The organism is Bacillus sp. 22-7 (assembly GCF_010628845.1).
In the GTDB taxonomy this organism is placed as follows: Bacteria; Bacillota; Bacilli; order Bacillales; family Cytobacillaceae; genus Cytobacillus; species Cytobacillus firmus_B.
Window position 1 is genome coordinate 17,558 of the sequence record NZ_NJQY01000026.1, and the last position, 14,011, is coordinate 31,568.

The 14,011-nt window shown below is 36.0% G+C and carries 15 protein-coding genes; 5 read left to right on the forward strand and 10 right to left on the reverse strand.

Going from position 1 to position 14,011, the window contains the following annotated elements; translation table 11 throughout:
• Window positions 1–391: 391 nt before the first annotated feature.
• Entirely contained in the window at window positions 392–952 is a 561-nt protein-coding gene (locus CE058_RS18110) for a DUF1836 domain-containing protein (protein WP_163144559.1), read from the reverse strand.
• 143 nt (window positions 953–1,095) lie between these two features.
• Between CE058_RS18110 and trhA the strand changes: the two genes are divergently transcribed.
• Window positions 1,096–1,743 (forward strand): PAQR family membrane homeostasis protein TrhA, encoded by a 648-nt coding sequence (trhA, locus tag CE058_RS18115; RefSeq protein ID WP_035330923.1) that lies wholly within the window; start codon window positions 1,096–1,098, stop codon window positions 1,741–1,743.
• 59 nt (window positions 1,744–1,802) lie between these two features.
• Here the strand turns inward: trhA and CE058_RS25280 are convergent, their stop codons facing one another.
• The 3 genes from CE058_RS25280 to CE058_RS18130 all read right to left on the reverse strand — a co-directional run bounded on the left by CE058_RS25280 (window position 1,803) and on the right by CE058_RS18130 (window position 3,706).
• Entirely contained in the window at window positions 1,803–1,886 is an 84-nt protein-coding gene (locus tag CE058_RS25280) for an IS3 family transposase (protein WP_353618147.1), read from the reverse strand.
• Window positions 1,887–1,906: 20 nt separating this feature from the next.
• A complete protein-coding gene (locus tag CE058_RS18125; RefSeq protein WP_163144561.1) occupies window positions 1,907–2,227 on the reverse strand; it encodes a DDE-type integrase/transposase/recombinase in 321 nt (106 codons plus the stop codon).
• A gap of 102 nt (window positions 2,228–2,329) precedes the next feature.
• A complete protein-coding gene (locus CE058_RS18130; RefSeq protein ID WP_163144563.1) occupies window positions 2,330–3,706 on the reverse strand; it encodes an N-acetylmuramoyl-L-alanine amidase in 1,377 nt (458 codons plus the stop codon).
• Between the two features lie 221 nt (window positions 3,707–3,927).
• On the opposite strand from CE058_RS18130, the gene CE058_RS18135 reads away from it, so the two are divergent.
• The gene (locus tag CE058_RS18135) at window positions 3,928–4,575 is read left to right on the forward strand and encodes a CotY/CotZ family spore coat protein (protein WP_286168067.1); all 648 of its coding nucleotides are present in this window, start codon (window positions 3,928–3,930) and stop codon (window positions 4,573–4,575) included.
• 836 nt (window positions 4,576–5,411) lie between these two features.
• Here CE058_RS18135 and CE058_RS18140 read toward each other — a convergent pair.
• The 3 genes from CE058_RS18140 to CE058_RS18150 are packed head-to-tail and all read right to left on the reverse strand — an operon-like array spanning window position 5,412 to window position 7,531.
• Window positions 5,412–5,897 carry a M67 family metallopeptidase gene (locus CE058_RS18140; RefSeq protein WP_163144564.1) on the reverse strand — a complete coding sequence of 162 codons (486 nt, stop codon included), beginning with the start codon at window positions 5,895–5,897 and terminating at the stop codon, window positions 5,412–5,414.
• Window positions 5,839–6,042 carry a hypothetical protein gene (locus CE058_RS18145; protein ID WP_009334794.1) on the reverse strand — a complete coding sequence of 68 codons (204 nt, stop codon included), beginning with the start codon at window positions 6,040–6,042 and terminating at the stop codon, window positions 5,839–5,841. Before CE058_RS18145 ends, CE058_RS18140 begins: the two co-directional genes overlap by 59 nt.
• 28 nt (window positions 6,043–6,070) lie before the next feature.
• A complete protein-coding gene (locus CE058_RS18150; protein ID WP_163144566.1) occupies window positions 6,071–7,531 on the reverse strand; it encodes a hypothetical protein in 1,461 nt (486 codons plus the stop codon).
• A 124-nt stretch (window positions 7,532–7,655) separates the two neighbouring features.
• On the opposite strand from CE058_RS18150, the gene CE058_RS18155 reads away from it, so the two are divergent.
• The 3 genes from CE058_RS18155 to CE058_RS18165 are packed head-to-tail and all read left to right on the forward strand — an operon-like array spanning window position 7,656 to window position 10,008.
• Entirely contained in the window at window positions 7,656–8,258 is a 603-nt protein-coding gene (locus CE058_RS18155) for a hypothetical protein (RefSeq protein WP_163144568.1), read from the forward strand.
• 21 nt (window positions 8,259–8,279) lie between these two features.
• A complete protein-coding gene (locus CE058_RS18160) occupies window positions 8,280–9,164 on the forward strand; it encodes a glycosyltransferase family 2 protein (RefSeq protein WP_163144570.1) in 885 nt (294 codons plus the stop codon).
• A gap of 25 nt (window positions 9,165–9,189) precedes the next feature.
• On the forward strand, window positions 9,190–10,008 hold the full coding sequence (locus tag CE058_RS18165; RefSeq protein ID WP_163144572.1) for a glycosyltransferase family 2 protein: 819 nt from the start codon (window positions 9,190–9,192) through the stop codon (window positions 10,006–10,008).
• A gap of 43 nt (window positions 10,009–10,051) precedes the next feature.
• On the opposite strand, the gene CE058_RS18170 is transcribed toward CE058_RS18165, so the two are convergent.
• The 3 genes from CE058_RS18170 to CE058_RS18180 all read right to left on the reverse strand — a co-directional run bounded on the left by CE058_RS18170 (window position 10,052) and on the right by CE058_RS18180 (window position 13,979).
• Window positions 10,052–11,998 (reverse strand): LamG-like jellyroll fold domain-containing protein, encoded by a 1,947-nt coding sequence (locus CE058_RS18170; RefSeq protein ID WP_163144574.1) that lies wholly within the window; start codon window positions 11,996–11,998, stop codon window positions 10,052–10,054.
• Between the two features lie 71 nt (window positions 11,999–12,069).
• Window positions 12,070–13,029, reverse strand: coding sequence for a Gfo/Idh/MocA family oxidoreductase (locus CE058_RS18175; protein ID WP_163144576.1), 960 nt, complete (start codon window positions 13,027–13,029; stop codon window positions 12,070–12,072).
• On the reverse strand, window positions 13,014–13,979 hold the full coding sequence (locus tag CE058_RS18180; RefSeq protein WP_163144578.1) for a Gfo/Idh/MocA family oxidoreductase: 966 nt from the start codon (window positions 13,977–13,979) through the stop codon (window positions 13,014–13,016). Before CE058_RS18180 ends, CE058_RS18175 begins: the two co-directional genes overlap by 16 nt.
• Between the last annotated feature and the right edge of the window lie 32 nt (window positions 13,980–14,011).

The window sequence follows — 14,011 nt, forward strand, 5'->3', positions numbered from 1 at the left end:
TGATTTTTGTGTCCGAAGTTGCCTCAGGTTCGGACTCAAACTCCCTGATTTTGGCTTTTTGAGTCCGAAGTTGCCTCAGGTTTGGACTCTGAACCCGGGATTTTCGCTTTTTGAGTCCGAAGTTGCCTCAGGTTCGGACTCTAACTCCCGGATTTTCGCTTTTTGTATCCGAAGCTGCTCCAGGTTCGGATACATCGGGCTGGATTTCCCCTATTTATGTCCGATCCAATACGCTCAAGATCAAAACAAATTTTTAAAGAAGCTGATAATTAACCGAGGTATCCACATGATGATCCGAATAAAAGATTCTATAACAATTGAATCGAGGATCTCGTTCCTGATTTCGCGCAGCCATCCTGGTTTTCGTTTTTCTTTCTTTTTAATGAATTTTCTATATGCCATCCTCATCCTCTGTCTCCTTTACCTCATCCACAATGCGTTCAGCTGCTTTGCGGTACAAGTTGCTCATGTGAACCAGTGAAGATGCCAGCAGGACTTTTTCAAGCTGGGATGGCATCCCTTTATTTAGTTCTGCGGCCCTGCCCGCCTGATTTTCCAGATCATTCATAAATGCATCGGCATTCAGTTTCGCCAAATCAAGGTAAAGCTGATAAAAATGGTCCAGATCCAACTTTCCTTCTGCCGTCCTCAAGTTGACGCCATCCAGCAGGCTTTTAATGTCGTTTATAGACAGTGCCCCTTTTAGCTGATAGATAAAAGCAATTAATATAAGGTGCTCCTTTGAATATTTTTTATTTTTCACAGGAAAAAACAATTTCCCTTTTGCATAGTTATTTATCATTGTCTTGGTCAGCACTTTTTCCTCTTCATTTCTCGTCGTGCTGCCAAAAGTATTTTCAAATAGCTGGATTACCTGATCCATGTATAAGTCAATCTGCGGTATATCTTCCAATTGAATTTGGTTATCCGCAATGAGCTTTTTCAATTCCATACAATCCCTCAAACCCCTCATTTGTCTTTATATTAATTCTACTTAAAAAAACGCAGATTGTAAATATTGACTATGTGTTGTGTTATATATATTATAATAAGTAGTTATTAAAACTATATATAAGAACATTAGGAGGAGATATTATGAATTCGTACATCCGGGAGCCCATCAACGGACTAACCCATTTAGCAGGTGCCATTTTATCCTTTGCTGGCTTGCTTGCCATGGTAATCAAAGCCTCACTGACAACATCTTCACCAATTGCCATTACGGCTGTTGCTATTTTTGGAATCAGTTTGATGCTCCTTTATTCAGCATCTGCTACCTATCATATGGTCATCGCTAAAGATAAAGTCATTGCCTTTTTAAGGAAGCTTGATCATTCTATGATTTATGTATTGATTGCAGGTTCGTATACACCTTTTTGCCTTATTACCTTAAATGGTGTGACCGGCTGGGTTCTATTTGGAATTGTCACAGCTGTTGCTTTGTCAGGTATTCTATTTAAAATGATCTGGTTCAACTGCCCGCGCTGGCTTTCAACAGCGTTATATATTGCGATGGGATGGATTATCGTTTTCGCTTTCTCACCTCTTTCTGAATCATTAAGCTCAGCAGGCGTTCTGCTTCTTTTGCTTGGAGGCATCCTTTATACGATCGGCGGAGTGATTTATGCTGTTAAACCAAAATTCCTTGAGTTCAATCATATGGGTTTTCATGAGATTTTTCATATTTTCATTATGATGGGAAGCATGGCACACTTTCTTTGTGTGTTTATGTATGTGATTTGATAGATAGTTAAAAAAGCGGGCATCATTAGTCTTCCCTGTCAAGTAGACAACATAAAAAGCTAAGTAGTGAGCGCGTGTCGATATTCAATCGGCGCGCGCTTCTTTAGTTTCTTTTGTCTTCGTTTGTAATTGTAATGGTAGATGGAATCCTCAAGAGCTTGTTCTAGTTCTTCTTTTGACTTACATTATTTATATACAGTTTCTCGGTCTTGAGGTGTGAGAAGAACGATTCTACACAGGCATTGTCCAGGCAGTTTTCTTTTCGAGAGTGGCTGCCCTTGATGCCGTAATCCTCTAATCGGCTGCTGTATAGCATTGACGTATACTGGAAGCCTTGATCTGAATGGAGAACGGCTTCAGCTACGTCTTTTTTCTTTGTCCAATTTTCTACTGTATTTAACACAAGTTCCAGATCATTTCTCATGAAGGCATTATGTTTAAACTCCTCTGAATAGCTATTAAAAGTTTGTCCTTTCTTTGCCATAGAAAAAATCCCCTCCAAGTAGCATTCTTTCCTCCATGGTAACATGAAGGTTTTTTTGAATGTCTACTTAAAGGGGACATTAACATCTTCTTGTCCGCTTTTTTATTGGCTGCCTTCTACATCCTTTAAAACAGCTTCTAAGTTCTGACCAGAAAATCTTACCATGTTTTTGTAGATGTTTATGATAGATTTAGCATAATTAGTACCAGGTACAGCCCATTTGCCATTCAGTTCCTTCCAAAACTTCGCCGAACCTCTTCTCACAAGGCTGAAACGCGGATCGGCCAATGGATACTTAGGAGGGAGAGGCTGTGTGGAAGCATAGGCATATAAATGCTGAATATGTGCCAAAACTCCTTCCTCCTGTGTGGAAAAGCTTGCTCCTGCCACACCATTACCTATTGCGCCGATTCCTGCAAAATTATTCTGGCCAGGTTTAACATCACCAGTGAACCTGAGAAAGTTCGTTTCATGCATGGCCTGTGCAAAAGCAATATCTCCTCTGATACCATAATATTCTCCGATAGCCGTATAGAATGAACCTAAATTGGGAGCATTCGGGTTTACCTGTCTTGCATATTGATTCATATGCTCTGGTGACAAATGGGTTACGCCCAGAATGGAATAGCCTTTTGGTTCAGAAGGCACTGTCGGCGAAGCGTCTGACAGTATATAGGCATCCGTTATTCCTGCTTTCTTTACTGCTTCCAGTTGTTTTTCTGCATTTTCCTTCGTACTGAAAGCACCGGCCTGTACCCTGTACCAGACAGTGCCTGAAATTTCAGCAGTGGATATAATCGCTTCAATGCTTTTATTTTTTAGAGCGGCAGCCCTTTCTTCAGCATTTTTTCTATTTGTAAAAGAACCGGCAATCACTCTGTATAGATTACTGGGATCGACAGGTTTTGGCGGCTGAGGCGGGACTGCCGGTTTGGCTTTAAGGCTAAAAATTTTTGCAATTCCATTAACATGTCCCTGTGCCACTTTTTGTCTCCACATCGGATCTTTCATTAAAGCGGCATCTACAGAATTATCAATAAACCCATTTTCTGTTAATAGGGCTGGCATGGCAGATTCACGCAGGACATGAAAGTCAGCTTTCTTCTTGCCTCTATCGATGAGCTGATTCAGTTTTGTGACTTCAGCATGTATAACATTCTGATAGCTGGCTGTTTGGGAAGTGCTTCCAATGCTGTTATGAATATAATCTTCATACCCCCTCGCTGCACCATTCGCGGCATTACAGTGGATTGAGAGGTAAAAATCTGCCCCCCATCTATTGGCTTCAGATGTCCTTTGGCTCAAACTTTTAGTCGTATCATTTTCACGACTCATTTTAACTTCTATATTCTGATAGCTGGTCAATAAGATATTTTTTATATTTCTTGCGATATCAAGCGCAATATCTTTCTCACTTATTCCGTTTCCCTGAGCTCCTGGATCAGTGCCTCCGTGTCCAGGATCTAAATAAAGCTTCATGGTCCTCACTCCTTTTTAATTAAATGCTATGTCAAGTTTTGGAGCTTCCCAGTTCATTATAAATCAATTTAATTCAGCAAGTACTTGCTTGTAATATTATATGTTTGACAGCAGAAATGGCTTGTACAGATGACCAGGCAATATTCCTTCCCATAGCTGAAATCACATAAAAATGTCTTTTTATAGGCGACGTTCTCATTCAAAAACTAAGGTGCGGCCGTATGCTAATGGTGGAACTAATTTTTTCGGGGAGTGAAAAAATAATGGGTTTGTACGGGAAAAAGAAAAATAAAGATTTTGAGAGGCATGATTTTTGTCATGAGCATGATTATGACTGTGAATGTCATAATACATCAGACTGGGACGAAGGTAAACACAAGAAAAACTTCTATGAAAATTGTGTTGAAGAAGTTCTGGAGGCCATTTATAAAGCACAGAAAAAAACAGGTTTAGAAGATGAATGCAGGAGTTCCTGCCGTGAATCCATTGATGACCTTATGGGAGGACATAGGAAACCAAAAAAGAACACAATTCCTTTCCTTTTATATTGCGGGAGCTGTGAACCATTTAAAGCCACAGGAGTAACCACATTTACTCATCATTCCAAGGAAAAGAAATTTGCTTGTATAACATCATTCATTTTTAGAATAAAAGAATTTGATGGAAAATGTGCTGTATTGGAATTGTTGACTTTCAAGCAATGTAAATCTTCTAAAGACCCATTTAAATCACATACCAAAGATTTTTGTTCACCTTGCAGCCAAATCGACTGCGAAAACGTAGATGATCTCATTCCTACGGGTATATGCATCAATGTGGATCTTTCCTGTTTTTGTGCGGTAACCTGTCTGCCAGCCGTACGCTTATAGAATTATACTATTCCTGCTCGTTATGGTCTTTGCTGATAGAATGGTCAATTCCTTAAACTATGAATAGTCTAGCAAATAGAGTAGGGTGGTGTCCCTAAAGTATATGCTTTGGGGCACCCTTTTTGTATGAATAAAAAAATAAGAAAACGCGTTCACCCCTACTAATATATCTTTCAGTTTGAGACGGCCACTTGCCTATTTGCAGCTCCCAGATGGAAGCTCCAATGTCCATTTGGATATGGAGATAGTCCGTAAATTGTGTCTAATCCATGCTCCATTCAAATCCCAAGGTCTTTTGCATTTTCAACGACCTCCATCTAATCCACCTTGCTGTTACCATTGCATTATTCATAACCTAGATAACCTGGCCATCTACAGACTACCATGGCGAAATCAATCGCCAGACCGAAAGTATGGTATTACTCTCCTCCCCTTAGCATAGATAACAGTATGCCCCTCCGCTAAGAGTCCTTTTTCGTATAGGCACTCTGTTCTTCTATACTTCTGAAATCCAGGGTAACAACTTCGTTTTAGCCTTTTAGCAATCTCAGAGAACTGCTTGTACTTTTTCTTCAAAAACAGGATAAAGATGTTTCCACTCAATCAGGAAGTACTAAATAATATCTGCTATATTCATAGACTATAACCCAATGGTGGATTAGAACCGTCAGAAAAACAACTAGTCTTAACAGTTATTTTACTGGCAAGATTTCAAGTTCTCTTTCTCATCGGTGTTTTAAACTTGTTTATTGAATCATAAAAAGCCCCGAATTTCCCGTATTCGAGGCTTATATGACGATCTACACAACACACCTGTTAAATTAGAAAGGATAAAATTATCTTATAACTTCAAATTTCACTTGAAAAGCCTTATGGTCAATTATTTTAAAACACTTTATACTAGTCTTCCTATTTGCGAATGAAATAATAAAATAGGCTGCTGCGGGATCATGAAAGTTTCTGATGTCATCTCTTGAAGGCAATGGGGCTGCGGAAGGATGTGAATGGTACATGCCTGTCATAGTTTGAGAGAATTTTTCCATTTCAGTTAAGGCAGCTGAGACCTGTTTCATATCCATTGCAAAAGAAGTTGGACTTTTTTCCGTACTCCTAATTTTCCACATCATCTCGTTTCGGCCATGTTGACCGGAAAGAAGCCCACATGCTTCATAAGGAAGCTCTTCTCTGCAATGATTAATCATTTCATTCAAAACCGAACGATTTATATAAACAACATTTTTGTTGTAAAAGTCAAATTTATGGTTAACGGCCGCAGCAGCTCCTGCGTCTGGGTTGAGTGGCACTCGCAGTTCCCGAAACATAGATTTTTTTCTTGCCATTGCTCGATGTTTGTTTTAATTCTTGATTTTTCCCTTTTAAAAGCCCTGATGCTTTCTTGGCTTTATTGCCAGCTGGGAATTTTCTCGCTTTTTTAAAACTTTCATAAAATTTTTTCGGTGTTTCCACTTCAACCACTCCCGTTAGTTTTTTATTTTTAGTATTTAAAAGGATTAAAAACACTGCTCTGCGATCGAGCCTGAGGGTAGAATTTCTGGATTAAATCCAGTTTGTTCTGAGCTCGCTGCTGACTTGGATTCATTTGTCTTGGCTGATTATTCATATTCCTTTGCATTCCATTTGCATTAGGGGTCCTGGACCTCCTAATGGAGCTTTGTTTTTGTTCAAATTGTCTCATTTCTGTTCTTTGGCTGCGTTGAGCATTTGCATTTTGCTGCTTCATCTTTTTCGATATTTTTTCCTTCTTCTGCATTTTCTGCGGAGGTAATGAAGATTGGTTATTCATATTTTCATATTCTTTTAACTGCTGCGATTTTGCATCCAGCTCTTCTTTCAAAAGATCCAATTCTAAAATCTTTTTTTCAAGACTAATATTTTTCTGCTTATATTCCTGAATCTCATCTTTGAGCTGCTGGATTTCATATAAATACTCATCTTCACTGCCAGCTATGGCCTGCAGATTTTCCTTTAAGTCAACCATTTCCTGCAGATAAAGTTCTTCATTTTTTTCATACTGGTCAAATTGCTTACTAAGCTTTTCCAGAACTTCTTCATATGAACTAACCGTAGCTTTCAATTCATTGATGGTACTTTGTAATTCTGCTGTTTTTTCCAAATACTGAGTTTGTTTATCTCCATTAAGCCAATTCCAAGCCAACTCTAACCAACTCCCTCTCTTTATGTTATTCATGTCCATTTCATGATGAATAGGCATAATAATCCCCTTTACTGCCCAATTTTCATGGAATACCTGATAATCACTGCCCAACTTCTGTATCCTCAGATAGTCCTTTTTCTTTAAGTCGGATAATTCGTTAAGCTTTCTTTCAATCAGTTTAATGCTCTGCTTTTTATCTGGTCCCATTTGAGTTACAGGGTATGAAGCCCCTGGGGCTAACTGATTATTGAGGTTATTGTATTTCCTTTTTGCTTCATGTTTTAACTGGTGATGCATTTTATTATTTACGTTTCCATTTTTCCGTTGTAGTGCGTTCTTGTAAAACTGAGTTCTCTTTTCGTGTATTGCAGCCAAATGTTTATAATCGGATATTTCCCTTTTCATTTGTTTTTTCTGTAAAACAAACTCTTTAATCATTAAGTCTTTTTTCTTTTTATCTTTTCTCCATTTTCCCTCCTCGAGGCGAAGATGTTTTAAATAATGCCTGATTTCTCCAATGATCATTTCTGTTTGGAGGAGAGCATCGTGCGGGTTATTAAATTTCTCCTTATGGACTGAGAAGCTGAGAGTCTTTTGATTTGTTATCCCTTTATTCTTAATCAAGGAAATCTTATTATCTTGGTCATTTTGTAAACTTTTTCTGTTTGGCTGTATATCATGTTTGGAGGAAAAAAGTCTGTCTTGAAGATTTTTCATCTCACACGAGTATCGTAGCCAATTGCCGTTCCTCACTAATACAACTTTGGCCCTTTTCAACATTTCACTCTCCTCCCTCTGCACAGATTCTTGATATATCTATATGTATTTATTTTTGTCACGTTACAAGCTTAAAGAACATTAAGTTATTACTACTTATGAAAATATTAAGACCGAGGAGTTAACCATGGAAAAGATTTATCTTCTAGATGAGTTTTTAACTGTTCCGTATTTGGAGGAACTCGTGAAAAGCAATGGTTTGAAAATGGTAAATCCCCCGCCACAAGAGCTTGAAGAGACCCTAAAATATTATAAACAGTGTTTAAGAGGCTCACTTGACGAGCCATACATCATGACTGATCACCAAAAAGCTAAAGTGAGAATTCCGCTAAACCAAGACGAGTACTATTGCATGGAATGGAACATGACGAAGCTGAAGTATCTTATAAAACGAGCACAAATAAAAAAAGCAGAAGTCACAGAAAAGATCATTGCTTCTTCTCTGCCGGCTCAATGCGAAGGCAATAAAGATGATAATTTGACACTGCTATCCTTCCCTCCAATCACAAGCAAATATATCCTTGCTGAAGGAAATAAGGAAAACATAAGCACCGAAAAAAAAATATGGGATGCCTATCTGATCCAGCCTCAAATACACCTTCAGGCAGTGACCCGTTCCATTTATAGGAATTTATTTGCTATCCATTTTAATTATTCCCTTATATGCAGTTATGTCGCCGGGCAGCTTCCCCTTAAAGAAGTGGAAGCGAAAGTACTTCCAGTTATATAACATTAAAGGAGTGAGATAAATTTGCTTGCTTCCATTATCTTTCCTGTTAAAAACGAAGGAAACAACGTAAAAAACACTCTTGAATCTTTTTTCTCTGCGGAGATTAACTTTCCATATGAAATTATTATTGTAAATGACCAGTCTGATGATCATTGCTGTGATTTTCTTCAGGATCAGTTTTTGGATAAAAACATCACAGTGGTGAATACACCAGGTGTAGGAGCAGCAAATGCAAGAAATGCAGGAGCAGAAAAAGCAAATGGGAACATTCTTGTATTTTGTGATGCCCACCTGGAATTTGAAGATTTGTGGCTCGACAGGCTGCTTGAATCAATTCTTGATGGGACCTGCGATTCCATTACCCCCGCCATTGGTGCTATAGGCAATCCCAATTTTATCGGGTATGGCCAAACACTATGGGTAAATGAAAGATCTAATAAATTCAGGACCCACTGGAATACCAAAAGGGATCATCTATTTGAAACAGCCATTTTGCCAGGAGGGTGCTTTGCGATCAGAAGAGATGTATTTGAGGATGTGGAAGGATTTGAAACAGGGTTTCCGACTTGGGGTCATGAAGATGTGGAACTTTCTATTAAGCTCTGGTTATTCGGCTACAATTGTTATGTTCAGCCGGAAACGAAAGTACTGCATTTATTTAGGAAAGTACAGCCCTATAAAATCGAAATGGAAGATTACTACTATAACCTATTAAGACTTGCCTATCTGCATTTTAACCCCAGCCGCATTCAAAAAATCCGTAAAATGATGGTAAAGCATACTAAATCAAAAACTCTTGAAAAAAGAGTGATTCAGAATGGAGCAATGGAGAAGAAACAGCTTTATTTAAAGGAAAGGAAATTTGATGATGATTGGTATTTTCGGAGGTTTGGGATTGAGTTTTGAGTAGCGACGAGAGGAGAATTATATAATGAAACACACCGATACTGCCCCATTAATCTCTATAATTATTCTGACATGTAATCAGTTACATTACACAAAAGAATGTATAAATAGCATTTTTCAATTTACTAATGAAAATTTTGAAATGGTTGTAATCGATAATGCTTCTAATGATGGGACGTTAAAATTTCTTGAGACAATACCCCAGACTCATGTCATAAGCAATAAAATTAACAAGGGGTTTGCAGGTGGATGCAATCAGGGATTCAGGGCTGCCAAGGGTGAATATATTGTTTTATTAAACAACGACACTGTCGTTACAGACGGATGGCTTAGCAAAATGCTGAGGTGCCTAAACAATACTCCTTTTGCTGGCATAGTCGGCCCCAGATCAAAGTTTGTTATCATGCCGCAAGCAATCCCCTCTGTTCCATATAATACCATGAAGGATATGCATAAATTTGCATCTGAATGGACAATAAAACATGATTCTCAGAGTTTTGTTGTAAACAATCTCAGCGGGTTTTGTATGTTATTTAAAAGAAGTCTAATTGAGCAAATTGGAGGAATGGATGAGCAATTTAACCCTGGGTACTATGAAGATACGGATTTTTGCATAAGGGCACAGATAAGTGGGAAAAAGCTGCTGGTTGCAAATGATGTTTTTGTTCATCATTTTGGGAGCAGCAGCTTTAAAACAGATAGGAAAAATCGAAAAGAAATAATAAAAAAAAATGAAAAAAAATTTTTTTACAAGTGGAACATGACCAGTCTCTCAGAAATTAACATGGTAGTTATGCGGGAAAAACCATTTAATAGCGATCGTCATTTTATCCCCTATTTATAATTTAATTGTAATATTTTTTGGATAAGCTTATCTTAATTTAATTTTAATAACCTAATGATTTGTAAATATGTGAAGCAATTCTTTCGGAAGACCCATTACTATCAATAAACATATCGTTAATCATTTTCTGTTGATTTCTCATAAAGTCATTAAAGTATTTTTCGTCATATCTTATTTTTTGGATAATAGCAGTTAGTTCATCCTTAGTTCTAACATATGAGAGCTTTACAAAGTTTTCAGGATAATTAGATTGAAATATTTGTATAACAGGTTTATTCATTGCTGCTGCTTCAAAAACAGAGGTTGAAAAATCTCCAATAATAATATCAGCTTGATTTATTAAATCATAAATATTCATATCCTTAAATATTTGGCTTTTCTTCATTAGACCTTTACGAAGATAGATATTACATTCATCGAGTGAAGAATTAGGATGAAGCTTATACATCACCTTAAAACTATGAAACTTACTAATACAACCTAAGAAAAGTGCTAAATTTTCCCTGTTATAGTCTTGTTTCAGTGATCCAGTTAGTATATAAAGAATGGTAAATTTTCCACTTTCCTTTCTCATTATTTGAGATACTTCTCCAATATTCAAATCCTTTCTTATTTGCTCAACCTTTGGATTTCCCAATACTACAGCATTAGGAGCCCCCAGTTTAGCATTTAATATTCTTTTAAAGTAATCCCCCCATAGAAAAACGAGATCTGCTCCTTTAAAATCATGGTCATCTGTATTATCCACACTAATCATTCCATGTTGTATTAAGGTACACAATACAGGCAAACTTGTGGCCTTAATGGCTTTAATGCATCCTGGATTTAAAATAAAGTGAATGCCATATATACATTTGGGTCTTAAATTATCTAGGAGGCTAGTCATAAATAAGTAATCATAGGCGTAAGCCCGATAAAAATTTTCCAAAGTTTTTTTGCGTGAAGCATTTAGACCTATTTCTCCACCAAATTGCCTAATATGACCTGCCAGGTGATTAGTATAGTATTTTTTAGCTTTATTAGTCACACCGTATTCCCTATTTAAAGAGTTATAATCCAATACATTTACATTTTTGGATATTAGAGAAACATTTGGTGAAAATTTGTTATAGATTATGAGATTAACAGATAAGCCTTTTTCTGCAAGGCGATTTGCCACAGGAAAAAGAAGGTACTCATAGTCTCTTCTATAACAGCCAAAAAATAATAAAACATCGGTCAAATATCTATTATCCTGTAATTTAATATTATTACTTTGACTATTAGAGGAATCCTTTTTATATGAACCTGTCAATTCGATACTTTGATGGAGATTTAATATCCCCCTTCTAACTAATAGATCCATATTTTCTTTTATAAAAGCAGGATATTTATTTATTACAGGCTTATTTCCCCCCATTTTATTGGTAAGATTAATTATATTTTGGCCTTGATTGTACAATCCTTTTTCATTTCCCTCTAATTTGGTATAAATATTTTCAAGAATTTCTGACTCAGTTCTTGCATATGACCAGACTCTTAATTCACGTAGCTCACCACTGAAATGTCCATATTCTGACCCTCCAATGATTCCTGATGCATACAAAATTTCTTTCCTGCTTCTCCGTCCTTTTTTAATAAAAATACCGTTTATATATAAAAAGGGAACTTTGTCCCTATACACAACTGCTATATGTGTCCAATTCTTTATTGATGTTGGATAAACTAAGGTAGCAGGTAAATGATTAACTGTATGCTCGAAGACAGAAATCCCATTTCTACCTATTGATATACCGGTGCCTGCTTGAGTTTCTATTTGGCCATGCCCCGGATATATAATATATTTTTGTCCGTGTATACCTGCAATTCCATTAACAGATTCTTTTTTTATTTTATGGTTTGCAGAAGGTTTGATCCAAAATTCGTACGCAAATGAATTTTTAAGGTCTTTAATTATGGGAGAAATGATTATTTGTTCCTTTTTGCTAAAATGAATGATATTATCGGACATCATAACACCTCAATATTTTCTAGCTTTTTAAAAGAAAATGATTTTATACCTTATTAATAAATTGTCATTTTTTATTGTTTGAGTCCATAAATTATTGGATTATATATTGTATTAATGTTTTCAATCTGTTCTGATAAGTCAACCAATCCTTTTTTATCTGATAAAAAGGATTGAACTTGTTTAAAAAATCCTGGTTTAAACTTCATGTCCAAATGATTTGTGAGATTTACTTCTTCTATATCAAAGGAATTATGTTTCATCAAATACAATTTTTCGAGTGGTTGAAGAAAGAATTTGTTTTTATTTGTCATGACTTCTATCCCCCACCTTCCAGGCGATTTCCAATTCGCGTGATAGCTGAATAAAATTTGTTGCGTTGTTACTCCAGAACCTACAAAAATGGATCCTGCAGGGTGCCAGGAAAGTCTACCGGAAGTAAAGAATTGAAAACTTTTAGGTTTTCCTGCGATAAAGAATGCTAAATCTATTACATGTGAAGAATTGGCAAGTATCCAATTCTTTTTTACTTCATCCATTATTGGACTTTTTACAATTTCCTTACTAAGTTCTGTAAAATTAAAATGAATAGATTGTATCGGGTTATCAGTTGTTACAAACTCAAGCAGTTTGTTAACAGATTCATAGAACCTTCTATTGTAGCCTATAAAAAGTCTACAATTATATTGTTGAGAAGCTGCCTGTAACTCAATCAGTTCATTACAATTAATCGCTCCTGGCTTTTCAAGCAATATTTCTTTCACACCATTTTTCATCAGGATAAGCGCAACTTCTTTTATATATTCTATAGATACTGCAACTATGGCCTTTTCAAATTTTGGACTTTCATTCAAGCAATTTTTTAGATTGCCAAATGCAGGCTGTTTTCCAACTACCTCTTTAAAATGTTGAGCTGTTTTCTCTGTTCTTGTAAATACATAAAAAGATTGATTCATTTTTATTAAAACCTTTGCATACTCAATTCCCATATTCCCAGCCCCAACAAGCAATATGTCTTTTAAGTGATTGGACATTCAATCACCTCATAATCTAGGGCACTGGAAAAGAAATGATTAAAGCCTTTAATCATGATTAAATGTAAGTGCTTGGATGTTTCATAATCAGGAAGAGAGCAATTTTTAGTAAGAAACAATTCAGTAACCATTTGTGAAGTAATAGAACTTAGTTTAGGGTACATAAAAGTCTTTTCTATAACATCATTATTATTGTTATCTTCAATTAAGATTTTCCCAAGCAAAGGGTATATTGTCCAAACCTCTTTATTAAATTTATACCTCATAAAGTAAGTGTGGCTTGCCTGATTGTTCGAAGTAATAATTAATTTGTCACCCTTTTTAGTTACCACTGTTAACATACCTAAAATTTCTAAATAACCAACTCTTTTACTTTTAATAACCCTTTCTAATTTACTTGTATCAATGTTAATATTTTGACAATTCGTCAAAAAAGAAAATAAATCGATTAAATGGATGCTATTACAGCCAATACCTAATTCCTTATAATTGACATTACAGGTTAGTTCATTTTTATTGATTTTTTCTTTTAATTCCTTAAAGATCTCTATTGTTCTTAAAGGACAATTTACCCAACACCCTCCCACTTTATTTTCTTTAAGAAGAGAAGACATTCGTTCATAGTCACTTTCCTTTTGAAATAGAACTTTTTCTAAAATTAGATATTGTATTGAGGATTTATTAAATAATTTTTCTGCAACTTCCAGTCTTACTTTTGAACTTGTTGCAATTATACAAAGATCTATTTCATTAGGAATGTATTCTATATTATTTAGGAAAAAACACTTTTTTCCCGGATAGTCATTATTTTCAAAATACTCGCCCATGCGGTTTAAAGCCTCGTCATTTGGGTCAATTACAAAAATTACAAGTGAAAGATCTGTCAAGAGCAGCCCTTGGAAGTGCCTAAACCCAATATTTCCGCCTCCGATAATTAGTACTGTATTCATCTAATCAATCCTCCGTAATGTAATAATCTACA